This is a genomic window from Gimesia maris, assembly GCF_008298035.1.
In the GTDB taxonomy this organism is placed as follows: Bacteria; Planctomycetota; Planctomycetia; order Planctomycetales; family Planctomycetaceae; genus Gimesia; species Gimesia maris.
Window position 1 is genome coordinate 1905828 of sequence record NZ_CP042910.1, and the last position, 22996, is coordinate 1928823.

The window sequence follows — 22996 nt, forward strand, 5'->3', positions numbered from 1 at the left end:
AAGTGGGCTCGTTTCAAGGAACAGTCAGATGGATTTAGTATTACAGTCTCTGGTCTGGAAAGAATGGCGGGAACGCAGGCGGACCTTTTTTGTCTGTCTGGCGTGGATTCTGTGTGGTGTGGTCTATGTGACGATCTATGAATTGGTCTCAGGTTATCGCACCCCGGTCGCTCGTTTCGGTTCGATCTGTATGGTCTACAGTATGTTCATGACCGTGTTTCTTGCGATGCGGGTTTGTTTGAGCGAAGTCACGCAAGGAACTCTTCCGTTTACTTCGTCCTTACCGGTATCTCTTTCGCGGGTGGCGGTTACAAGGCTGGTTGGGGGAATCATTGCTCTCGTGGGCCCCATCTTTCTGGGATCAATGATACTCGCTTTACTTCTGGCTTTGGGGATACTGGAGCAGGTTCCTCAGCGTCGAGATGGGTACCCTTCCGGTTTCTCCATTGGGGAACTCCCGAGTCTGACACCCGCGGCAGGCTTGATTTTGTTGGCAAAAGTTACCAGTGTCGCTTCCGTATCGGCGACTGCTTTATTTATGGTTCTAGTGCTGGCTGGTGCGCGACGACGACAAGAATCACACATCGGTTTCCTGGGAGCAGCGATTTCGTTTGCCTGGATTCTACCAACGGAAGCCCGCGTGATGTTATCCAGAGCGGGATTGTTTTACCTGGAAGACTGGATTGGTGTGCTGTTTCCCCAGTCGATGGTTATATATTATGGCTATGGAGATGGAGTCGGCAGTTTCAGTGATCTTGATATGTCAAATCGTATCTGGTTGCCTTTGTGTTTGAATGTGCTGATACTATGCGGGCTGGGGTACTGGTTCACGCAGCGTTATGGAACGCGGAGTTTGGATCTCACAGGAAGAAAGAATCGTCGCTGGAGCTGGCCACCTTTCTTCTCGTGGATCTCGTTCCCGCATCGGGGACAATATTTTTCTCTAACCTGGATTAATTTGAGACAGTCAGTTCCATTAGCTTTGGCTGGACTCGCCTTAGCCTGTCTGATGTCGTTTGCGAATATTCTTACGAGTAGTTATACGGAAGGCGGAACGATACAGTTAACAGTTTATAGTCTATCATCGGCAATGTGGATTATTGGAATACTCTGGGCGACGGTTGTCGGGTCGGGAATATTTGCCGCGGAGCTTACACCAGGACTGGGGCATTTCTGGATGTCTCGACCTCTCAAAATGAACCACTGGTTCTGGTTTAAATATCTGGTTGGGTTGTGTGCTGTACTGACCGTATTGGATGGTACTACCATTCTTCTCGGTTGGAACATGCTCTCCCGATCCCCATTGGATCCTTATATTAATAATCAGTATATCCATGACAGAAATCTGTTAAGCTGGTCGTATATCGCCTGTTTTCCTATTTTACATGCCATGATGTATTCTCTCGCTGTGTTGGGGGTTTGCTGGTGGAAAAAACCTGTACGGGGAGCCGTGATGGCGTTAGCGATATTTATTATCAGTACCATGGTCATTGAATCTATTCCTGGAATCATGGAATTCGACCCGATGTATGTCTATAACAATCTGTTTACCGCTGAGAGTCAGGGTCAGTTTGATCTCTCAGGAAATCATTTTCCCCCGGTATTTGGTACGATTTCTGCAATCACGGTCTTAACCGCGTATCTCGCTTCACGAAAGGTTAAACAGCTGGAATTCTGAATGTTGTTTTAGAGTTCGGTAAGCGGTTGCTGAAAGTGCATATCTTTTCTTCAGACTGTTCAGCTGATAGAATTCAGGTATGAACAGTCAACAAACAATAAAAAATCTGCATGATCTTGAATTTGATAACCAGTTTACCCGGGAAATGCCCGCTGATCCGGAGACGGAGAACTTCCGCAGGCAGGTGAGTCAGGCCTGTTACTCGCGCGTCACCCCCACCAGAGTGAGTCAGCCGCAACTGGTCTCGTATTCGAAAGAAGTGGCGGATCTTTTAGATCTTTCCACTGCTGCGGTCGAATCAGATGAATTTGCCGAGGTCTTCGCCGGGAACCAGGTTCTGGAAGGGATGGACCCTTTTGCCATGTGTTATGGCGGGCATCAGTTTGGGAACTGGGCCGGTCAACTGGGAGATGGCCGGGCGATCAACCTGGGAGAGGTTCGCAATCAAAAAGGGGAACACTGGACACTACAGTTAAAGGGGGCAGGGCCGACGCCTTATTCTCGCACTGCTGACGGACTGGCGGTGTTACGGTCGTCCGTGCGCGAATTTTTATGCAGTGAAGCCATGTATCATCTCGGAGTGCCGACAACACGGGCGCTGAGTCTGGTTCTTACCGGGGAACAGGTTTTGCGCGATATGTTTTATGATGGGAATCCCGAGCATGAGCCGGGGGCTGTGGTGTGTCGCGTCGCGCCTTCTTTTCTGCGATTCGGGAATTATCAGATATTCGCGTCCCGTGGTGAAATTGAACCGTTACAGAAACTGGTCGACTATACGATTCGCACTGACTTTCCCGAGCTGGGTGAACCGAGCCGTGAAGTCTATCTGCGCTGGTTCGAAGAAGTCTGTCGTCGTACGGCGGACATGATTATCCATTGGATGCGTGTCGGTTTTGTGCATGGCGTGATGAATACGGATAACATGTCAATCCTGGGACTGACGATTGACTATGGTCCGTATGGCTGGCTGGAAGATTATGACCCCAACTGGACTCCCAACACCACTGATGCCGCGGGGCGACGCTATCGCTTTGGAAATCAGCCGCAGATTGCCTTATGGAATCTCGTACAGCTGGCGAATGCCATCTTTCCTTTAATTGAAGATGCCGAACCGCTACAGCAATCGCTGGATGAATATGTAGACGGGTTCGAACAGGGATTCCAGCAGATGATGGCAGAGAAACTGGGATTCAGTTCACTGCAGAGGGACACTGATTTGCCGCTGATTGAAGAACTGCAGCAGGTGCTGCAACTGGTAGAAACGGACATGACCATTTTCTTCCGTCGACTGGCATTATTGAAAGCCGAAAGTCAACCATCGTCCGATGCAGCCGAGTTACTGGCGCCGTTGATGGATGCGTATTACGAACCGGACAAAGTCACGGGTGATGTGCGCGCGAAAATTGTGGAATGGTTGGAGAGATATTTAAAACGCCTGCGTGAGGAGCAGTCTTCCGACACAGTGCGGCGGGAACGGATGAATCGTGTGAATCCCAAGTACGTACTGCGAAACTATCTGGCGCAACTGGCGATTGATAAAGCAGCCGAAGGCGATTTCTCCCTGGTGAATGAGCTGCTGGAACTGTTGAGACGTCCTTATGACGAGCAGCCTGAACAGGAAGAATACGCCGGGAGGCGACCGGAGTGGGCCCGCAATCGTCCCGGCTGTTCGATGCTGTCCTGCAGCTCGTGAATTATCAGGGTTTGTCCGCTGAAATCACAGAGGGCAATTCCTCGCCGGCGGGAATGAACTTCATCGAAATGGAGTTCACACAGTGTCTGGTGTTTTTATCGGTCATGCGTTCCCCCAGGAAAACGTGACCCAGATGACCGCCGCAGTTGTGGCAGACGATCTCGGTGCGAGAGCCATCCGGATCGGGGAAGCGATCTACCGCGCCTTCCAGTTCATCGTCAAAACTGGGCCAGCCACAATGACTCTCGAATTTATCTTCACTGCGATAGAGAGGTGCATTGCACTGGCGACAGATAAATGTTCCTTCTGACTTGAGGTTGGTGTATTCGCCGATAAAAGGGCGCTCGGTTCCTTTATGCAGGATGACGCGGGCTTCTTCGGGGGTGAGCGGGTTATATTTTGCTTCGGATGGTTCCGATACCATAGTTCTATCCCTCAATCTAATCGTTCAAAGTCGTGTCAGTAATGTTGCGATCGAAATGAAATGGAATTCATACCGATCTGGATGATCCTGCAACAGGCGATCAATTCGCTGGTATATTTTATCCACAGTATTTTCCTGTGGCAAATATTCTGGCAGGGCGGCAGCAAGGACGGGTTCAGTAAAAGCGCGCAGAAAGCCTGTATAACTTTTCGCCCAGGCAGCCCGGTCTTCATTCTCAGCAAACACATCATTAAAGGGAACCGGTACATCGCGTGCATCAAGCTGATCGACACGAAACGCAGCCGTCAAGTCGGGTTCATTCTCGATAGGAGCAATCAGTTCTGCCGTATTTCGATAGGAAGCAGGAAAGAGGAATTCCTCATAGAAAGAGCGGGGCAGCAGGTCTGCCTCAACGAAATCAAGTAAGGCGTCGCTGAGTACATCGATTATTCCATGACCCGTGGAATGTGTTTCATTTCTCCCGAATATTTGAACCAGCAGTTTTCCGCCGGGAACCAGTTCTGCCGCTCGTGCTCGATAAAAATGACAGAGATCCTGATGTGCCTGCTTTTGAAACGGGATCAATTCGTCTTCGCTGACCTGCACGCCGTCTCGTGGTGCTCTGAGGTTAGGCAGCATAGGCAGGATGAACCCCGGCAGCGAGGCAGCAGGTCTGGTTTCAAAAAAGCCGATCGCATTGAAGGTGGTCGCGATATGCAGGCTGGCGGGGGGAACCAGTCGTTCAAAGGCAGAACCTCCAATGGCGGCGGTATAAATGTCGTTGGCAGTAATGACAGGTTTCCCGGCTGGAAACAGGTTCAGGAACATCTGGTTGAAGTCATTGGTCGGCAGATCATCAAAGAATGCCCAGACAGGCAGCTCACTTCTTTTCCTTAACCAGGTTATGAGCTGTTCGGTGGTAGAGATGGCATTCGCACCTTCAGACGAACCGATGTCGAGCAGGTTCCATGACTGTTGGTGAGGCGATGGTTCAGGCAGTTCCGCAACGGCTGTTTCCAGCCAGGGAAGAAAAGCCTGCGAAGCAGAACGCTGTTCTCGGGAGTTGGCATCGTAATAGCCGCCCCCTTTCATCCCGGTGGTCGTAGGCATGTCTTGATCCTGCTTCTAAAGCAAACGTGATCAGTGATATGAATGATTGTAACTGGATTCTTTCAGAGTAGTCTTAAATTCAGTGTAGCGGAACAAGAGGCGCGAATCTATTGATCAACGGCAATGAAATATCGCCGCGGTTTGAGAGGAGATTTCACGCTCTGTGCGGTGTCAGAGCAGAATCTGTCAGATTGTCGGTGATGGATAGTACAGGTGTCTAAAGTATGAGAAAACTCTTTAACGGAAAATGCTAACTCTCAATCTTGTATGAGGTTGAAAGATTTGGTTTGGAGGGAAGGAACTGGGGCGCCTTTCTGTAATCCTGTGGAAATTTGATTCTGCGAAAATATTTTTGACGGGCTCTCTTCAGGATGGTAAATTGATATCAGCAAATCACAGCGTTCTTATTTCATTTCCGATTGATCCAGCAAATTTCAAACAGGAGTTGCCTACGTCACATCAATCTATCCCGTAACAGAGAGAGCGTCTTGCGCGGAGTGGTCTCTTTGCGATTCAAGGAGTTTAGAATGGCCAGAAAATATTCATGTCTTGTTGATGGCGCGTTGGAAGAGATTTCAGCGCTGGAATATATCCTGTTAGGCGACTTACTGGACTTATTGGAAGAAGCCGACGGTGATGCGGAGGCCTGGAAATGGATCTCCAAAGTACTCGATACACTTTTGAAGGCAATGCCGCGTGAATTCGAGTTACAGGATGAAGGTGGTTATCTGGAAGAAGTTCTCGAAGAGCATCCCAACTGGCAGGGGCAGGTGCGAGACCTGTACCAGGAACGCTGCGATTTATTAAAGAAGCTGGACGAACTGCGCACCCGGATGCAGGATTCGCAACCATTGCAGCAGATGAAGCAGCTTGCGAGTGAATTACGAGATGAACTCCGCGACTGGATTACGAGTTACATCGCCCATCAACGTCACGAACGCCGGATTCTGCAGGACGCGTTCAATAACGACATCGGTGCTGCCGACTGATACTGATCTCGAAGTATCTTCGAAAGTCTGTGAGATTGACCGGTTTCGGGGCTTGCTCAGGCTTACGGCCTCCTGTTTTTCTTTTGACAGGGATGATCGAATTACACAGCTCTGATACTGCTTACAGATGGTGTTCAGGGAGCCTTTGAATGCTGCGCATCTGGTAAAAATTACCAGCGAAGGATTGTGTATTGAATTTTGACCAATTATGGTGTATCTGTGCGAATGTGACACGTGTATTGTGTTCATGTTTGGCGGGTGCTCTCCAGAAACAATCCATTCCGTACTGAGAAAACGAGCAGGATAATGACAGATCAAGTCAGCCTCGAGCATGAACCAGCCCCTGAAAAATATTCAAAATTTGGCTGGAGCCTGCTGGGGATTTCAGTTCTAGTGATGGCAGCGGGGACGACTGCTTTCTGGTTTTCTCTGAACCCTGGACCGCAGCAGGTAAAAAAAACGGCGCCCAAACAGGTTGTGCCTCCCCGGTTTGAAGGGCCTCTCAAACAGCAGAAGCAGATCATTTCCGCGGTCTTCAGTCCCGATGGCAAAACACTTGTGACCGGCAGTTGGGATGATAAGTCGGCCAAGCTGTGGGATGTGGCCAGCGGCAAGCAGAAAGGGAAGAAACTGCAGTTCCGAGGTCCAGTCGAGAAGATCGTCTTTAGTCCGGACGCTGAGAGTGTGGTGGTTGCCAGCCATGATGGTTCGGCGCAGATTGTTGATGTGGCGAGCAGTAAGCAGAAGGGAAAGAAACTCCATCACCTGTCAGGACGCGTTAGTGATATTGTCTTTACGCCCGATGGGAAAACGCTGATCAGTGGTGGCACTGACAGTACCGTTCAATTCTGGGATGCTGAAACAGGAGAACTGGACGAGGACAAAGAGCTGAAACTGAAAGGGCCAGTGTTGAGTCTGGCGATCACCCCCGATGGGAAGACCCTGTTCGCCGCGAGTAAAAATGTGGTCTATGTGTGCGATGTTGAAAAGGGAGAGCTTGCGGGAGAGCCATTGGAGAAAGGTAAGTCCTACATCAAAGCGATGCTGCTGTCCCCGGATGGGAAAACCCTGTTTACGTCGACGGGGAAAGATTACCTGGAAGTGTGGGATGTGCCCGGCAGAAATTTAAAGAAGGAGTCGTATCGGCTCGAGTCGAACATCAAGGCCATCGCGATCAGCGCCGATGGCAAGACGCTGTTAACGGGAACCAAAGCGGGGAAGGTTCACTTCTGGGATCTGACGCGGAATGAAAGGAAAGAGGAGCCTCTCAAATATACAGGAGAGGTCGAGACGCTCGCCTTTACGCCTGAAGATAAAAGCGTGCTGGTAGAATACATGGACCGGAAGGATTGGAAAAACTCGCATGTACTGTGGGATCTCAGTGGTGATACTCCGCAGGCGTTTCCCTTTACACACGAAAATACTATTCGCACGGTGACCGTTGGCCCCGATAATGAGACTGTGTTGCTGGGATGTACTGATGCGCCTTATCTCAGGCAGATTGAGTCGCTGCGAACAGAAGCCAAGACGCAGCCTGAGGAAAAGAAAGAGAAGATGACGGTTGCAAGTGCGGCTCAAAGTAAAGCACCGGCGGAAAAGAGTAAGCCCCGGGAAACTAAGCCGCCCACGCCAGTTCCGCTGGAAAAAGCCAAACGGGGAGCAATGGATGAACTCGTCTTTAAGCATCCGCGGGACGTGGACCAGGCTTCTTTCAGCCCGGACGGCAAGCTGATGGTAACCCGCTGTGGGGACGGCACAGTTTATGTCTGGGACCTTACCAGCGGGAAGCAACAGGGTGAGGCAATTCAGAACAAGTACCTGGCTACGGTTCAGTTCGGTACCGACAGCCAGACATTGATTCTGGCGAGTGCCAGCCTGAAGCCGAACCCGAATGTGGAACGAGTCTGGAAATGGGATCTGGCGACGAATCAATCCAAAGGAGATCTACTGCAGGGGCAGGGTTCGGTATTCTCGATGGCCCTCAGTCCCGATGGCAAGACGATCCTGACCGGCGGGATGAATCGTTCACAATTGTGGGACATGACGACGGGGCGACCGATCGGTCAGCCGCTGTCCCAGGACAGTCTGGTCACGGTACTGGCTTTCAGCCCGGACGGGAAAACCATGGCGACCGGTGGCTGGTCCCCCCAGGCATTCCTCTGGGATGTGGCGACGCAAAAAGTAAAGGGGAGTCCCTGTGTGCATAAAGGGATCGTGCAGGCGATGGCCTTCAGTCGGGATGGTAAGACACTGCTGACCGCGGGGAGTGTGCTCAATATTTCTGATGCCCTCTCGGGAGTCAAAGATAAGAATGTGCATTTATGGGATGCGGAAACGGGGAAACCGCTGGGGAAAGCGTTTCATCATGAGGAGTCCATTGAGAAACTGGCAGTGAGCCCCGATGGAAAACTGGTACTGACCGGTTGTAAGGATCATTCGGCTATGCTCTGGGACATGGAGACACGGCGTCCGGTGGCAGGGCCCATACGTCACGGGGCTTCGATTACCGATGTGGCTTTCAGCCCGGATGGGAAATCCATATTGACCGCCAGCTCTGATACGACAGTTCGGGTCTGGAAGATTTCCGAGATTCCGCTCTCGAAAGAGGCTGCGGAATACGATCCTGAAAAGTATAACAAACAAATGAAGTGGGATGTCTCCAGCGATCAGTTAACGGTCGATGTACTGAAGCATCGCGATGAGGTGAAGGATATCGTCTTCAGTCCGGACGGAAAGCTGCTGGCTTCCGGCAGCGATGATTACACGGCGCGACTCTGGGATGTCGAGACGGGAGAGCAGGTGGGGGAACCTCTCAAGCATGAGTATTATGTGAATGCCGTTGCTTTCACTCCGGATGGCAAAACACTCATTACTGGAGATGATGGTGAATTCCTTAATTTCTGGGATGTGAAAACAGGAACACGTTCCGGAGATTCACTGGAGTTGAGCAGCGAAGTCAGACAATTGGCAATCAGTCCCGATGGAAAAATGCTGGCGACTGTCAGCGGTTATGATGTGCAGCTCTGGGATGTCGAACGTCGCCAGCAGATTGGTGAAGAACTGGAGATAGAACCTTCTGTGTATGCAGTCGCTTTCAGTCCCGATGGAAAATACCTGGCGGTTGGGGGCGGAGAATTGCTGAAGGAGGGCATGTTCCAACTCTGGGATCCTGTTGCCCGAAAGCCGCTGGGAGAAATTATCAAACTGCCCAAATGTATTGAATCGCTGGCCTTCAGTCCCGATAGTAAATCCTTGTTGATGACGGGGTCCTGGGGGGCTGCCCGTCTGTGGGATGTTGCCAGTGGCAAACAGATTGGCAAGGAAATGAAGCCAACGATTACCTTTGAATCAGCAGTCTTCAGCCCTGATGGAACGACCATACTGGCTGGCGGCAGTGAAACCTGGATGTGGGATGGAGAGACGCAGGAACGAATAGGCGATCTCTTCTATCATGACGCTAAGGTTGTCAAACGTGTTGCTTTCAGCCCGGATGGCAATACAGCCGTGACCAGCGCTGAGAGTATGATCTGTTTGTGGAAACAGCGGGATGCTGCTGAAAAACCCGCTGCGATTGTCGAAGAGAAGGTTACTCTGCAGAATACCGGTCCGGTAGAGGCGCTGCGCCCGGGGGGATCTGAAATCCCTCAAGCATTTCATGGCAGGCTGCAACATGAAGGCCCTGTGACTTCGATTGCCTTCAGCCCTGATGGTCGCAAGGTGGTGACGGGCAGTAAAGATTTTACGGCCCGGCTTTGGAATGCTGTGACAGGAGAACCGATTTGCAAACCCTGGAGGCATCGTGGCCCGGTCACAGCGGTGGCGTTTTCTGAAGATGGCCAGACGGTGGTGACCGAAAGCGATGATTTACTGAGTCAACTGTTCGATAAACGGATTCGTCTCTGGGATGTGAAATCCGGCCAGTTTAAGACCGAGGCGTTTCCTGTCAAGACTCAACAGGAGAGCCGTTCCCTGAGTTATGATGGTAAGACACTGGCCGTGTCGACAAGGACAGGAACACAGCTCTGGGATACTTTTACGCAGCAGAAATCAGGCGACTTGATTAAATACAGTTTTACGTTGCACGCATTTGCTGTGAGTCCAGATCGTCAGACAGTGGTGACCGACCGGACGAAGCGGGCCATTTATCAGTTCGATATTCCCAGTGGTCAGTATCTCCAGGAAGTTTCCTTTACTTATCACTCCCGGGTGAACGTGGTGGCCTACAGTCCGGACGGAACTCTGATCGCTACCGGAAGCGAAGACCGGTCGGTTCGTCTGTGGGACGCGCTGGTCCGCGAGGTGCCATCCCGTGAGTTCAAGCATGAAGAAAAAGTCTCTCATCTGGCCCTGAGTCCCGATAACAGGACGCTCATTTCCGCGGCAGGAAAACTGGCCTATATCTGGGACGTGGAGAGTGGTTTGCTCCGGAGGATGCCCGTTCAACACGAAGATGAAGTGAGCGTGGTGGCGATCTGTCCGGACGGGAAAACTGTGGCGACGGGCAGCGTCGATTCGGTCTTGCTGTGGGATCCAAAATCAGGTCAGCCCTATGACAAGCTGCTGCCGATTAACAGGGAAGCTGAAGAACGGAAACAGTATTCGCATGGATCACGGATTGAAGTTCTGTTGCTGAGCCCCAATGAAAACCAGATCCTGACCACGGCTGTGGATGGTACGGCAAAGCTCTGGTCTCTCGCGACCGGGAAACAGATGGGGAATTCGCTCAAGCATGCGGAAGCCATTTATGATGCCGCATTTTCTCCCAACGGGAGAACCATTGTAACCGGCAGCGAAGACAAGACGGCTCGACTGTGGGATACTGTTACTACCAAGCCAATAGGCAAAGTGCTGCAGCACGATGATCTGGTGACGAGAGTCGCCTTCTGTCCTGATGGGAAAAAAGTAGCCAGCGGCAGCTGGGACCAGACCGTTCGCCTGTGGGATGCTGCAACCGGTGAACCGGCAGACGAGCCATTCCAGCACACTGCGTCAATTGAGGCAATTTTATTCAGCCCGGATGGGAAGAAAATGTTTACGCTGGCGGGGAGTTCCGGCCATGTCTGGGATCTGGAGACGCACAAACAGATCGGGAAGCCGCTCAAGCATGGTTCGTTTACGCGAGGGGCCGCCCTCAGCCCGGATGGTAAGCTGCTGGCCACAGGTTGCCTCGATGGGAGCGTCTATCTCTGGGATGCTCTGACAGCCGCGCCTGTTGCGATCCTGCAGCAGGAAGAAGGAGTGAATACTGTCGCTTTCAGTCCCGACGGGAAAACTCTGGTAGCCGGTTACCGGGATGGATTTGCCCGGCTGTGGGAACTGTCGACCGGTAAAGTCAAAGCTCGGCCCATGGAGCACGATAACGAGGTACTCACGGTTCGCTTCAGTCCCGATGGCAACCTGGTGGCGACGGGGTGTAAGTACGGTGAGGCGCGTGTCTGGCACACCGGGTCTGGTGAACCTCTGATTGAAACTCTTTCGCATTTTGACGATGTGGAGAATGTTGTGTTCATGAAGAACAACCAGATGTTTTTTACAACAAGCCTGGGCGGAGCGACTCTGTGGCGGCTGCCTTATGTGCCGAAGTATACGCTGTTGAAAGAAGAATAGTTGTCTGGAATCAGACCTTTCCCGGGGGCACCAGAATAAGTTATGTTCCATAGTCATATACGTAGACTTCGATCTCTGTAACACAGAGTGTCTGTTCAATCAGAGGCTCGATCATGTCCCATTTTCCACCCGCCAGTCCGCAGCCGATGCGTGGCATGTGGACTGATGCCGAAAGTTCCCGGGCTTTATCTGCGACTGATTGCAGGCTCTGTTCGATGGCCGGATAGCGGACGGGCGGGCCTTTGCTGCCGGTTTTCATGCCGCGCTGACCGATCATATTGGCCACCCAGATGTATTTTTCGACATTGATCAACTGTATTTCGCCCAGGGCGAAATTGTTCTGGGCGCGGTTGCGATGCCAATGACGGTATTCTGCTTCCGGTTCAGGCCAGCGTTTACTGATTGCCAGCACGAAACCTTTTCCCCAGCCACCCAGGTCATTACAGACATGGGCGATGATTTTATTTCCTCTGGCTTGCGGCGTGGTGGCATCGCCTTTCAAATAAGTGATCTCGGTCATGGATGAGCTTTAGAATCGCAGATGGTACCTGGCAGTTCGATGTTGTATTTCTTGAGCAGCTTATCATACTCGCCGCTGCTGCAGAGTTTTTTCAAACCCACATTGAAGGCATCGCGGACGTCGGCTTCTTCAAAGTTGGCTTTGAAATAGGTGGCCTCGGGGAAAATCGACGCATAGTCGACTTCACTCAGTTTGTGTTCTGTCGCCTGGCTGATGGCATTGAAGATGCTGCGGTCAATCACAATCACCGCGTCTTTAGAGTCCCAGAACTGCTTAACCTGCTCACTTTGGTCGGCGACTTCCACATAATTTTTACGCTGCGGACTGTCTGGAGCGAACAGCTTTTCGAATTCGGGGCCGAGTTCGAGGTACGCATCCTGCCAGGTGAGCACTTTATGGTCAGCCAGATCGGCGACTTTTTCGATTTTCAGATTGGCTGATTTTTTGGTAATGGCAGCGTTCACAAAGTCGATGAAATTGTCGGAGTAGAAAATTCCTTCGACGTCTTTGAATTTCTGTACTCCCAGAGCCATATCGGCCCGATCTTCAGCGACCGCTGACTGCAGTTTCTCATAAGGCATCTGAATAAAGTTGAGCTGGTAACCGGGGAGTGCCTGGGTGGCGATTTCGACTTCGATACCTGTCGTCCCATTTTTCATGACATAGGGGGCGATGTCCGTACTGATGGCGACATTCAACTGCGGTTTTTCAGAGCCGGCGTTGGGTTCGGGGATGATTTCGGTTTCTGCATTGACTCCGGGCTCTTCCTGGGGGGCCGGCGTTGACTTCTGGCAGGCAGTGAATAGCGCCGTGAGTAACAGCAGGCTGGCGACAGTATAGAAGCGATATCCATTCATAATCTTCTCTCCTGAGTGATGGGAATTTTGCTGAAGTATATCGCGTGATGAGTGTGTACTCAATAGCTTAGTTGGGATTGGATGGCTCGAACTGACTCCAGCGTTTTCAAATCTGCTCCCCCAGAAAGACAGGTTCGCGGTGATAGCCGGTCATGACCTGGTAGTAGTGGGACGCGGGTTGCAGGAGCAGGTAGACGCAGGGTTGTTCGTGCTGGTCATGAATGAGGACGCCTTGAATGCCTTCTCTGATCTGAAACCAGACACCGCGTTCCAGCCCGAAGTTCGCGAGAATTTCTACCGGTTCGGGGTGATACAGGGACCAGGCGCCCGATTGCAGCGTGGCGAGTTCACACCACCAGGCGAGGGGGGCGTTGTTGTGGCGGTGCCGATTGCCCCAGGGGAGGATCTGCAGTTCTCCCTGGTAAAAAACGGGGAGCAGGGGCTGACGATGTCGCTGCATGAACAGGATTTCTTTGTCTGCTGTTTCTGAGCGCTGGATGATGCGTTCGTCGAGCTGGTGTTTGCGAATGAGTCTGGTGGGGATGTCCCGCCAGGCAATGGTAATTCCGGTGCACATTAGAAGCACATCTTTCCAGAAATATCACAGATGTCGTAGTTGTGTGTTGCGTCGTGGTAGATTTCATGCAGCGGCAGTGTCTCCGCGCTGCGAATGGCAAACCGGCCCAGTTTTTGATTGATGTCCCGTTTGATCTGATCGAGGGGGCTTTGCGCGTCTTCGAAGAACAATGATTTCTGGATCCGGTCCCGCCAGGTCAGATTTTCGGCAATGATGTGCATGTGGCTGACCGGGTGCGTGGTCGGGGCCGTCGCCAGCATGGGCATGACGGCATCGTAAATCATGCGAAAGGATGCGGAAGGGACTGCCAGTGGCGTACGTCCCAGCCAGAGTGCGGTTTTATTGGCGTCGATCTGCAGGCTGATGTGCCGGGCATAGACGCGGTGATGATCGAGGGCTTCGATCAGACGTTCGATATTTCGTACCGCCCAGGCGCGAATGCGGTCGGCATCCATGGTCTTTCCGCCACACGAGCCGCCGCGGGCAATCGCTTTGTGAGGAGGGCGAGTGGTCTGAATTGGATTGACCGCGTCGCCTCGCAGTTCCCACCACAGGGCTTCCCCTTTAATGGTGAGCAGATTACGAATCAGCAGACGATCTGCCTGACGATAGTCCCAGCAGGTGTGAATGTTTCTGTCGCGGAGTTTGCGCTCGCTACGGCTGCCAATACCACATAGTTCTCCCACGGGTTGTGAGCGGAGAAACCGTTCACAGTCGCGCTCAATCACCTGAATGCCGAACGGTTTGGCGGCATCGCTGCCCAGTTTGGCGAGGGAGCGGGAGGGAGCAATTCCGATCGAGACCGGGACGCCGATTTCCTCCTGAACCAGTGTCTGCAAAGCCCGGGTGGCAGCTTCCAGGGGGAGTCGAAAATATCGCTGAAGCTCGGAGGCATCGAAAAACATTTCATCAATGCTGTAATATTCGACCAGGGGGCTGACGGTTTTGAGCAGATCAAGCAGTCGCCGGGAAATGACTTCGTACCAGCGAAAATCCCGCTTCACAAAAACGGCGTGCGGGCAGAGTTTCTTGGCTTCCCAGATCGGGTGTCCTGTTTTTACGCCATAGGCTTTGAGTTCGTAGCTCTTGGCAATGACACAGGCTCCCTGGTTACCCAGCACGCCACAGGGAACTCCGCGCAGACTGTAAGATCTGATTCTTTCGCAGCTTACATAGAAGCAGTCTGAGTCAATATGTCCAATGAGTGTGGTAACCATGCGGGGATGGTATCAAAGAATTGATGGAATACCACTGAACAGTGTTCGGATTGGTACCGGAATGATCTGTGCCAACGATCTGATTTTATGCAGGGATGGAGCGGCAATCTTTTTTGCTGAAAGATCAGCTGAAATTGCAGGTATTGAAAGGCTGTCAGTCGGAGTGCTGTTTAGCCGTGGTGTGTTTCAAAAGTGTCGGCGGAGGCCAGGTCCCAGACTTTTTTATAGACGGGATAAGGGCAATCGTTGAGCAGTTCACCCGGTTGCAGGAAATCGAAGGCTTCGTGGTAGGACAGAACTTCGGTGCGTTTGGTTCTGAGGTAGATATGCCACGGGCGAAGTTCATCGGGATGGTCAAGACCTGCAGCAGCGATGACTTCCGCCAGTGCTTCCATCGTATTGTGGTGGAAATTAAACGTGCGTTCGCTTTTATCTCCAACATTCAGGGCACGTTGACGTCCGGGGTCCTGGGTCGCGACACCGACGGGACATTCATTGGTGTGGCAGGACTGGGCCTGAATGCAGCCGACTGCCATCATGAAGCCACGGGCGGAGTTGCACCAGTCGGCACCGATCGCCAGGGCGCGGGACAGGGTGAAGGCCGAGCTGATTTTTCCTGCGGCGGCGATTTTAATTTTGTCTCGGAGATTACAGCCAACGAGTGCATTGTGAACGAAGATCAGACCTGTTTTCAAAGGCATTCCCATGTTATCAGAGAATTCCAGCGGCGCTGCCCCGGTTCCCCCTTCACCTCCGTCGACAGTAATGAAGTCGGGGAGAATGCCTGTCTGCAGCATGGCTTTGCAGACGCTGAGGAATTCAGAGGGGTGGCCGATACAGAGCTTGAAACCAATCGGTTTGCCGCCCGAGAGTTCGCGGAGTTGCGCGATATATTCGCAGAGACCGATGGGCGTATTGAAGGTATTATGGCCGGGTGGAGAAATGCAGTCTTGCCCCATCAGAATCTTGCGGGTAGAGGCAATTTCGGGAGTGATTTTGGCAGCCGGCAGGACGCCGCCATGTCCTGGTTTGGCGCCTTGGGAGATTTTGATTTCGATCATCTTGACGGATTCATGAGCCGCCTGTTCCTGGAACAGATCAGGGTTAAAAGTCCCATCGTTATTACGGCAGCCAAAGTAGCCCGTACCGATTTGCCAGACCAGGTCACCCCCGTTTTTGAGATGATAAGGGCTGACGCCTCCTTCGCCGGTACAGTGATAGAAGTTGCCTTTTTGGGCTCCCGCATTCAATGCCAGTAGAGCGTTCGGGCTGAGCGCACCAAAGCTCATGGCGGAGATATTAAGAATGGAGCAGGAGTAAGGCTGCTTGCATTCAGGGCCGCCGACGGTGGTACGGAAGAGTTCTTTTGATTTTGGACGAGGGGCCATGGAATGGTTGAGCCATTCGTATTCCTCGCCGTAAACATCCAGTTCGGTTCCAAAAGGTTTTAAACCATCAATGTTTTTGGCACGTTCATAAATCAAAGAGCGGGCATCGTGATTGAAGGGACGCCCATCGATATTGCTTTCGATGAAGTACTGATGGATTTCAGGTCGAATCATTTCCAGCAGAAATCGCATGTGAGCGATGATCGGATAATTACGGGTGATACTGTGACGCGTCTGTATCAGGTCCCAGGTTCCCAGCAGCGCCAGGGGAATCAGGACCAGTAGCGCCCAGAGAAAATCACTTTCAACAGTCAGCCCGAGAATCAGACAGAGCAGTGCTAAAACGATTGTCAGGATATACGCCGAATATCTCATGGAACTTACCTGTCAGAAGTGATGAGTTAATTTGATCTGAACTCGATGGAATCGCTTGTAAAGAGACGATGTCAGGGTGTGGCGGTTGCTGGGGAATTATCCTCATGCATCACGCCCCGCGTCAGCAGGAAACCAACAATCAACTGTAATTCTTGATCACTGATTGAACTGGCAAAGGCAGGCATATTATGTCCGCCATTGTTGATGCGGATAATCAAATCGTCGCGAGTCAGCAATTTCCCGATTTCTGTCAGTTCCGGACCACGATGACCACCATAGCCGCCGATATCGTGACAATACAGGCAGCCTTTAATGTGCATTAGTTTGGCCCCTTCAGCCAGCGGTCCCTGATCGGTGCCTACGATGGATGCCGGCAGAAATTTTACGCCAAAGTCGGGAGACCAGGGTTTTTTATATCCATAAATTGTTAATACCAGGAAGGCGACAAATCCGAAGATCACGGTGAAGCCGGCCCAGGGGCGTTTGGAAGGGGCGCGGTGCCCTTTATTGGAAATCATGGGTAGAAAGAAGAGGCCCAGAAAACCCAGGACCGGTACTCCCAGAATGACCCAGGTTTCAAGTTGGGGAGGCAGCAGTGAAAGCACGGCGAAGTACCAGAGAAAGTACCAGTCGGGCAGTGGGTTTGCATTAATACTGCTGGGATTGGGGGGCGGATCCAGAGCGGGGGGCCCGAGAAACAGGGCACAGCCCAAAATGACAGCCACGATGATCGTGGAGAAGATCATATCCCGCCAAATGGCATCAGGCCAGAAGGGGACACCGGTCTTGTGAATCCGCTTTTCGTACTCTTCTTTATAGGTGTCCGGGTCAACCGGTTCTTTGACATCGGGCATTTCGGAGATTCCATGCCTCATGATCAGCAGCATGTGCAATCCGATGCCGGCAAAAATCAGCGCTGGCATAATGAAAACATGCATGGCAAAAAAGCGGGTGATGGTGGAACCGCCGACCGTCTCACCGCCCAGAATAAAGTGTGCCAGTGTAGGGCCGATAATGGGGGTTCGCCCCGCCATTTCCGCAGCGACGGTAACAGACCAGACGCCGTTCGCATCCCAGCGTAATAACTGACCGGTGAATGCCATGCCGAGCACGACGAACAGTAGCACGACCCCGCTCATCCAGTTCATTTCGCGTGGGTATTTATACGTGGCGTGCATGTAGACCTGCACCATGTGTATGACGGCCAGCATGACCATGGCGGAGGCGCCGTAATAATGCATGCCCCGTACCAGGCTGCCCAGCGGTGCAGTATTTGTAATGTAAACCAGGCTTTCGTAAGTGTTCTCCCCGCCCGGAACATAGGACATGGCCAGGCTGATTCCGGTCAGAACCTGAACCACAAAGGCACACAGAGTGGCGCTGCCGAAGATATACCACCAGCGGGCGTTGTCGGGCACGAGATGGACCATCAGCGGAACAATGTAATCGGAAAAACCAATTCGATTGTCAATCCAGTTCCAGGTTCGAGTCAGGAAGTTGTCACTCATTCAGCCGGATACTCGCTTTTCATCAAAGGTGGTTTTCAGGTTAACTTTGTCAGCGTCAAAGGTGTGGGTGCTGTTTCAATTTCCACATGACCATCACGCACACGCACTTTCAGTCGATCCAATGGTTCGGGCGGAGGTCCTGCAGCGACCGTGCCGTCTTCATAGTAAACGCCGCCATGACAGGGGCACATGAACAGTCTCGGGTCCTCAACCCAACGAACCGGGCAACCCAGGTGTCGGCAGTTGATGGAAAAGGCGATGAATTCAGATTCGCTGGCGCGTCGGATCCAGGCACCGGCTTTGGCCGTCACACCAGACCAGACGACCGGAGAAGGGTCTTCATATTGTACGAGCACGAATCCGCCAACCTTGAAGTCTTCGAGTTTGCCGACCGTTCTCCATTGCTGTTTTGGTTTGCGAAAGACCGGTGCCAGAACGAAGCCGATTCCCGGTAAGGTGATTATAAGTCCAATCAGCGCTGATAACCCGATTGAAAGACGGGTCAGAAACGTGCGGCGCTGCTGTTGCTGGCAACATGGTTGATCTGACTGAGGTTGTTCGGTATTCAAGGCGTTTCACTCCATGAGCTGTTGATCTCTTTCATCCAGGACCAGATGCCTCCGACCATGACCATGATTCCGATCAGTGACATGCTCCAGTGTGTCAAGATTCCCCAGAACATAAACATGATACCCAGGGCGAGTGTCGCAGGGGCATACGTGGGCTGCAGTTCGTGTTCGGTGGTTTCTTCAGAATGTGTTTCGGGTAAATCGGGCTGATTCACTGATGTGCCTCCCTGAGAGAACCGGGGGTTACCGTCGACTGTGGAGCCGAGACATGTTCGATGTCAGCGTACCAGCGTTTGAGCACGACCATGATCGCGGTCACGTAGAGTGAGCAGGGAGGAACCCACATCAGGAGTCCGCCCAGTCGCTGGTCTGTCGCAGGAGTCAGTCCCTGGTCATAGAGCAGATTCAGAATTCCGATCCGATCGACGGGGCTGGCAAACGCGGGACAGACAGAGATGACGGTGAACGTGATATAGATGCCCAGCAGCGTACAGGCCAGGCAGGCTGAAAACAAGTATGCGACTGCCACCGCTGGATTCAGATGATACCGTTTGACAGGCGAAAAGACGGGCCACCAGAATGCCAGGCCAGCCAGCAGGAAGGTGGCATCCCGGAAAATTCCAAGTGAGTAGTTTATGGTCGATGCATTGCAGAAAGAGGGGATATGCCAGAACCACATCACTCCCAGACCACTGAGCCAGCCCAGGAACGGGACGGCCATCACGGACCCCAGCCGATTCATCAACGGACGATTGAAGAGCGATTCCATGGCGGGCTTAGACAGACTGAGCAGCAGAAACAGGGGGACAATCAATAAGAGCAACAGATGCTGGATGACGTGTGCGCTGAACAGGTAGCCGTCGGAGAGAACACCAATCGGGGAGACGTAGGCGAGTACCAGTGCGAACATTGAAGTCGCAAATGCTGTCAGTCGTTTTCCGGTGGTGCCACGCTGTAACAGGAAATACATCCCGGTCAGTGCGAGGACCAACAGCCAGACGGGGGAATCCCATTTCCATAAACTGCTTGTCAGATCGAAATACGAACTCATTGCAGAAGCCCCAGATAAATAATTCCAAAGACGGCGATCCAGACGACATCGACAAAGTGCCAATAAACGCCGACGGCTCCGAAGACGTGTGTTTTCTCAGATGTCAAATTTCCTTTGAGCCCCATCAGCAGCATGACAAACAGGGCAATCACACCGGCGGTCACGTGAATTCCGTGGAACCCGGTCACTGTGAAAAAAGTTGCTGAGAACAGGTCTGTATTGATACTGATATCACTCGTCAGGAGTCCCGTATATTCCCAGACCTGACCGGCGAGGAAGATGATGCCCAACAAAATGGTGAGACCCAGGGAAAAGACAAACGCAGATTTTTTTCCGGCTTTCAAAAAACGTTCAGCGATCCAGAAAGTGATACTGCTGGCAATCAGGAACAGGCTGAAGATGCCGGTCCGTTTGACGTCCAGGACAGATGAAGTCACATCAGAGAGCGTCTCGGGAGAACTGGCTTCGCCCACCGGTGCCATGAGTTTTGTATTGAAGACCACGTATGCGACCAGGAGCAGCAGGAAGAAGACCGCTTCAGATGCGATGAATGACCAGGCAGCGATTTTGGCCAGGTTGCCGCGTCTGCCTTTATCTTCCGGAGTTTTTTCTTTTTTCCAGTCAGCATACTCCGGATGATTGATGTCCCAGACGGGACGTCGACTTTTTACTTCAGGGATGACTGGAAAGTTTTCCGGCGGAGGCGGCGAAGTGGTGGCCCATTCAAGGGTGAAGGCATCCCAGGGATTGTCGCCGGCAATTTTTCCACTACGTAAACTTTTGAAGATATTCCAGAGAAAGACCAGGGTGCCGACTGCCATGAAAATGGCGCCCAGGGTAGCAATTCCATTCAGCATGGCCCAACCGGGATTGTCAGCATAGGTGTAGACGCGGCGAGGCATGCCCATCAATCCCAGGAAATGCTGCACCATAAAAGTCATATTAAAGCCGAGAACCCAGAGCCAGAACTGCAGAATTCCGATGCGTTCATTCAGCATGCGTCCGGTCATTTTGGGGAACCAGTAGTAGGCGGCTGAAAATAAGGCAAAGACCAGTCCACCGATCAGCACATAATGGAAGTGAGCGACCACAAAATAGGTATCAGTCAACTGCCAGTCGATCGGGACAGCAGCAAACATGATGCCCGTTAATCCGCCAATCACGAACTGCAGCAGAAACGCGACTGCGAAGTGCAGCGAGGTGTTAAACTGAATTTCTCCCCCCCACAGAGTGGCGGTCCAGTTAAAGACTTTGATTCCGGTGGGGATGGCAATCAGCAGTGAACCCACGGCGAAAAAGATGTCGGCATACATGCCCAGTCCGACGGCGAACATGTGATGTGCCCAGACACCGTAGCCCAGGAGCACGATCGCTACCGAGGAAGCTGCCACGAACGTATAACCGTAGATCGGTTTTCGTGAGAAAACGGGAATGACTTCCGAGATCATGCCGAAGCCAGGCAGGATCAGGATGTAAACTTCCGGGTGTCCGAAGATCCAAAAATAATGCTGCCAGAGGACGGCTGAACCACCGCGTGTCGGATCAAAGAACGCAGAGCCCAGCCAGCGGTCGATCAATAACATGGCCAGTGCCGAGTTCAGAGCCGGCAGAGCGAGGATGATGAGTATCGCCTGCATCAACATCATCCAGACAAACAGCGGGACGCGCTGCAGACTCATGCCGGGAGCCCGTAGATTGATGATCGTGGCAAAAATATTAATCGCCCCGGAAACAGAACCGATGCCCATAATAAGCAGACCGATGATCCAGTAATCCACTCCCTGCAGAGAGCTGTAGGCTTTCGAAGAGAGTGGAACATAGCTGAACCAGCCTGCGTTAGGCGCTGAACCTGTCAGAAAGCTGAAGTGCAGCAGGGCCGCTCCGAAAAAGAACATCCAGAAGCCGAAGGAGTTCAAACGGGGAAACGCGACATCGCGAGCACCGATCATCAGGGGGACGAAATAATTGGCAAAGCCAGTCAGTACCGGCATTCCGACCAGGAAAACCATCGTGGTGCCATGCATGGTGAAGAGCTGATTGAACATTTCCGGTGAAAGAAACGTATTGTTGGGGAAAGCCAGCTGAATTCGCATCAGCAAAGCTTCAAAGCCTCCGACCGCCAGGTAAAAGACGGCGGTGAGGATATACATGATGCCGATACGTTTGTGGTCGAGCGTACTGACCCAATCCAGCATGCGCGTGGAAGTCGGCTGGGGTTCAAGCATCGTGAGTTGTGGTTGTTCGACGGATCCTGTCGTCACTTGAGTGTCTCCAGGTAGGCTACGAGTTGTTTTAAATTAGTATCACTCAGCTTGAAGTCTGGCATTTTACATCCCGGTTTGAGTGCCTGGGGATTTTTGAGCCACAAAGCCAGGTTTTCCGATGTGTTTTCAATGACGCCTGCACCAATTTCCTTGCGGTTGGCAAAGTGGGTCAGATCTGGGCCAATCGTGGCTTCTGCTTCTGTCCCCTGTATCGTGTGGCACTGCGGACAGGTTGCCTGAAAAAAGTACTTTTTGCCGTCAGCGGCCAGAGGAGAGAGTAACGGAGGCTGTTCTGTCGTCCGCTTTTCACTGGCCACCCATTGCTGAAACTCTTCGTCTGTATCGGCGTAGACTTTGAAGTTCATCCAGGCATGCTGAGCACCACAGTATTCAGAACAGCGTCCCTGGTACGAACCCGGGTTTGTTGCCTGCAGCCAGATGTAATTATCTCGTCCCGGGATGGCATCGATCTTGCGCCCCAGTTGTGGAACCCAGAAACAATGAATCACATCGGCAGAGGTAACCAGAATGCGGAATTTTTTCTCTTTACCCGCTGGCATATGAATTTCATTAGCGGTAATGATCCCGGATTTGGGATATTTCACTTCCCACCACCATTGGTGCCCGGTCACAATCAGATCAACATCATTGAAATTGGTCTTCCCATCGGGGTCTGCCTGGGGAATGGCATTCAGTGTGATAACCAGATTGGCACTGATGGCAACCAACCAGATGACGATGATCACAGGGCCGATCATCCAGAAGATTTCAGATTTCTCGCTACCAAAATTCTGTTCGGGCAGAGTGTCACGGCGTCGGCCACGCGAAATGGCAATCAGGATCAAACCTGATACGATCGCGAAAATGACGGCACTGATGAGTAACACCTGAAGAAACAAATTGTTAATGGCCTCTGCCTGCGGAGACGCGGGGTCAAGAACAGGAATCACAGAGTTCATAATCAATGCCTGGCATCTGGTATTCAAAGGTGTCTGTTTCGAGCTGATGTGTTACTGAGCCGGTGAGTTGATCTCAGCAGTAATCCGGTTTAAAGCTGCCTCTTCCCGTTCATTCTTATCAGGAATAAGTGCAATGAAAATGCGTTCTTTAAAATGGATGTGTCCCAGTATAGTGCATTAGTCTGATTAATGAATGTGAATTCATCAATT

The 22996-nt window shown here is 52.0% G+C and carries 17 protein-coding genes; 4 read left to right on the top strand and 13 right to left on the bottom strand.

Annotated elements, in window-relative coordinates; all coding sequences use genetic code 11:
• The first annotated feature begins 28 nt into the window (after positions 1-28).
• The gene (locus GmarT_RS07255) at positions 29-1678 is read left to right on the top strand and encodes a hypothetical protein (protein WP_002646074.1); all 1650 of its coding nucleotides are present in this window, start codon (positions 29-31) and stop codon (positions 1676-1678) included.
• A 79-nt stretch (positions 1679-1757) separates the two neighbouring features.
• Positions 1758-3371: a protein adenylyltransferase SelO gene (locus GmarT_RS07260; RefSeq protein ID WP_002646073.1), complete on the top strand. Its 1614-nt coding sequence runs from the start codon at positions 1758-1760 to the stop codon at positions 3369-3371.
• Positions 3372-3375: 4 nt separating this feature from the next.
• Here the strand turns inward: GmarT_RS07260 and GmarT_RS07265 are convergent, their stop codons facing one another.
• The gene (locus GmarT_RS07265; protein ID WP_002646072.1) at positions 3376-3795 is read right to left on the bottom strand and encodes a methionine-R-sulfoxide reductase; all 420 of its coding nucleotides are present in this window, start codon (positions 3793-3795) and stop codon (positions 3376-3378) included.
• Positions 3796-3819: 24 nt separating this feature from the next.
• On the bottom strand, positions 3820-4905 hold the full coding sequence (locus GmarT_RS07270; protein ID WP_002646071.1) for a class I SAM-dependent methyltransferase: 1086 nt from the start codon (positions 4903-4905) through the stop codon (positions 3820-3822).
• A gap of 527 nt (positions 4906-5432) precedes the next feature.
• Here GmarT_RS07270 and GmarT_RS07275 point away from each other — a divergent pair.
• The gene (locus GmarT_RS07275; protein ID WP_002646070.1) at positions 5433-5894 is read left to right on the top strand and encodes a hypothetical protein; all 462 of its coding nucleotides are present in this window, start codon (positions 5433-5435) and stop codon (positions 5892-5894) included.
• A gap of 306 nt (positions 5895-6200) precedes the next feature.
• The gene (locus GmarT_RS07280) at positions 6201-11501 is read left to right on the top strand and encodes a hypothetical protein (RefSeq protein WP_002646069.1); all 5301 of its coding nucleotides are present in this window, start codon (positions 6201-6203) and stop codon (positions 11499-11501) included.
• A gap of 40 nt (positions 11502-11541) precedes the next feature.
• Here the strand turns inward: GmarT_RS07280 and GmarT_RS07285 are convergent, their stop codons facing one another.
• The 11 genes from GmarT_RS07285 to coxB form a co-directional block, all read right to left on the bottom strand.
• Positions 11542-12021, bottom strand: coding sequence for a macro domain-containing protein (locus GmarT_RS07285; RefSeq protein WP_002646068.1), 480 nt, complete (start codon positions 12019-12021; stop codon positions 11542-11544).
• Positions 12018-12878, bottom strand: coding sequence for a substrate-binding periplasmic protein (locus GmarT_RS07290; protein WP_002646067.1), 861 nt, complete (start codon positions 12876-12878; stop codon positions 12018-12020). Before GmarT_RS07290 ends, GmarT_RS07285 begins: the two co-directional genes overlap by 4 nt.
• A 106-nt stretch (positions 12879-12984) precedes the next feature.
• Entirely contained in the window at positions 12985-13455 is a 471-nt protein-coding gene (locus tag GmarT_RS07295) for a hypothetical protein (RefSeq protein WP_002646066.1), read from the bottom strand.
• A complete protein-coding gene (locus GmarT_RS07300) occupies positions 13455-14672 on the bottom strand; it encodes a DNA polymerase Y family protein (RefSeq protein ID WP_002646065.1) in 1218 nt (405 codons plus the stop codon). The genes GmarT_RS07295 and GmarT_RS07300 overlap by 1 nt, the downstream gene beginning before the upstream one ends.
• A gap of 170 nt (positions 14673-14842) precedes the next feature.
• The gene (locus tag GmarT_RS07305) at positions 14843-16435 is read right to left on the bottom strand and encodes an FMN-binding glutamate synthase family protein (RefSeq protein ID WP_002646064.1); all 1593 of its coding nucleotides are present in this window, start codon (positions 16433-16435) and stop codon (positions 14843-14845) included.
• A 71-nt stretch (positions 16436-16506) separates the two neighbouring features.
• Complete coding sequence (locus GmarT_RS07310) at positions 16507-17943, bottom strand: cytochrome b N-terminal domain-containing protein (RefSeq protein WP_002646063.1); 1437 nt, start codon at positions 17941-17943, stop codon at positions 16507-16509.
• A gap of 35 nt (positions 17944-17978) precedes the next feature.
• Positions 17979-18512, bottom strand: coding sequence for a QcrA and Rieske domain-containing protein (locus GmarT_RS07315; RefSeq protein WP_002646062.1), 534 nt, complete (start codon positions 18510-18512; stop codon positions 17979-17981).
• Complete coding sequence (locus GmarT_RS07320) at positions 18509-18727, bottom strand: hypothetical protein (protein ID WP_002646061.1); 219 nt, start codon at positions 18725-18727, stop codon at positions 18509-18511. The genes GmarT_RS07315 and GmarT_RS07320 overlap by 4 nt, the downstream gene beginning before the upstream one ends.
• On the bottom strand, positions 18724-19563 hold the full coding sequence (locus GmarT_RS07325; protein ID WP_002646060.1) for a cytochrome c oxidase assembly protein: 840 nt from the start codon (positions 19561-19563) through the stop codon (positions 18724-18726). The genes GmarT_RS07320 and GmarT_RS07325 overlap by 4 nt, the downstream gene beginning before the upstream one ends.
• Positions 19560-21824 (bottom strand): cytochrome c oxidase subunit I, encoded by a 2265-nt coding sequence (gene ctaD, locus GmarT_RS07330; RefSeq protein WP_002646059.1) that lies wholly within the window; start codon positions 21822-21824, stop codon positions 19560-19562. Before ctaD ends, GmarT_RS07325 begins: the two co-directional genes overlap by 4 nt.
• Complete coding sequence (gene coxB, locus GmarT_RS07335; protein ID WP_002646058.1) at positions 21821-22786, bottom strand: cytochrome c oxidase subunit II; 966 nt, start codon at positions 22784-22786, stop codon at positions 21821-21823. The genes ctaD and coxB overlap by 4 nt, the downstream gene beginning before the upstream one ends.
• Between the last annotated feature and the right edge of the window lie 210 nt (positions 22787-22996).

What these genes read in the sequence shown, in the direction of transcription:
- GmarT_RS07260 (WP_002646073.1), top strand. Translation starts at nt 1,758, where the DNA reads ATGAACAGTCAACAAACAATAAAAAATCTGCATGATCTTGAATTTGAT.
- GmarT_RS07300 (WP_002646065.1), bottom strand. Translation starts at nt 14,672, where the DNA reads ATGGTTACCACACTCATTGGACATATTGACTCAGACTGCTTCTATGTA.
- GmarT_RS07290 (WP_002646067.1), bottom strand. Translation starts at nt 12,878, where the DNA reads ATGAATGGATATCGCTTCTATACTGTCGCCAGCCTGCTGTTACTCACG.
- GmarT_RS07305 (WP_002646064.1), bottom strand. Translation starts at nt 16,435, where the DNA reads ATGAGATATTCGGCGTATATCCTGACAATCGTTTTAGCACTGCTCTGT.
- GmarT_RS07270 (WP_002646071.1), bottom strand. Translation starts at nt 4,905, where the DNA reads ATGCCTACGACCACCGGGATGAAAGGGGGCGGCTATTACGATGCCAAC.
- GmarT_RS07325 (WP_002646060.1), bottom strand. Translation starts at nt 19,563, where the DNA reads ATGAGTTCGTATTTCGATCTGACAAGCAGTTTATGGAAATGGGATTCC.
- GmarT_RS07280 (WP_002646069.1), top strand. Translation starts at nt 6,201, where the DNA reads ATGACAGATCAAGTCAGCCTCGAGCATGAACCAGCCCCTGAAAAATAT.
- GmarT_RS07275 (WP_002646070.1), top strand. Translation starts at nt 5,433, where the DNA reads ATGGCCAGAAAATATTCATGTCTTGTTGATGGCGCGTTGGAAGAGATT.
- GmarT_RS07285 (WP_002646068.1), bottom strand. Translation starts at nt 12,021, where the DNA reads ATGACCGAGATCACTTATTTGAAAGGCGATGCCACCACGCCGCAAGCC.
- GmarT_RS07255 (WP_002646074.1), top strand. Translation starts at nt 29, where the DNA reads ATGGATTTAGTATTACAGTCTCTGGTCTGGAAAGAATGGCGGGAACGC.
- GmarT_RS07310 (WP_002646063.1), bottom strand. Translation starts at nt 17,943, where the DNA reads ATGAGTGACAACTTCCTGACTCGAACCTGGAACTGGATTGACAATCGA.
- GmarT_RS07295 (WP_002646066.1), bottom strand. Translation starts at nt 13,455, where the DNA reads ATGTGCACCGGAATTACCATTGCCTGGCGGGACATCCCCACCAGACTC.
- GmarT_RS07265 (WP_002646072.1), bottom strand. Translation starts at nt 3,795, where the DNA reads ATGGTATCGGAACCATCCGAAGCAAAATATAACCCGCTCACCCCCGAA.
- coxB (WP_002646058.1), bottom strand. Translation starts at nt 22,786, where the DNA reads ATGAACTCTGTGATTCCTGTTCTTGACCCCGCGTCTCCGCAGGCAGAG.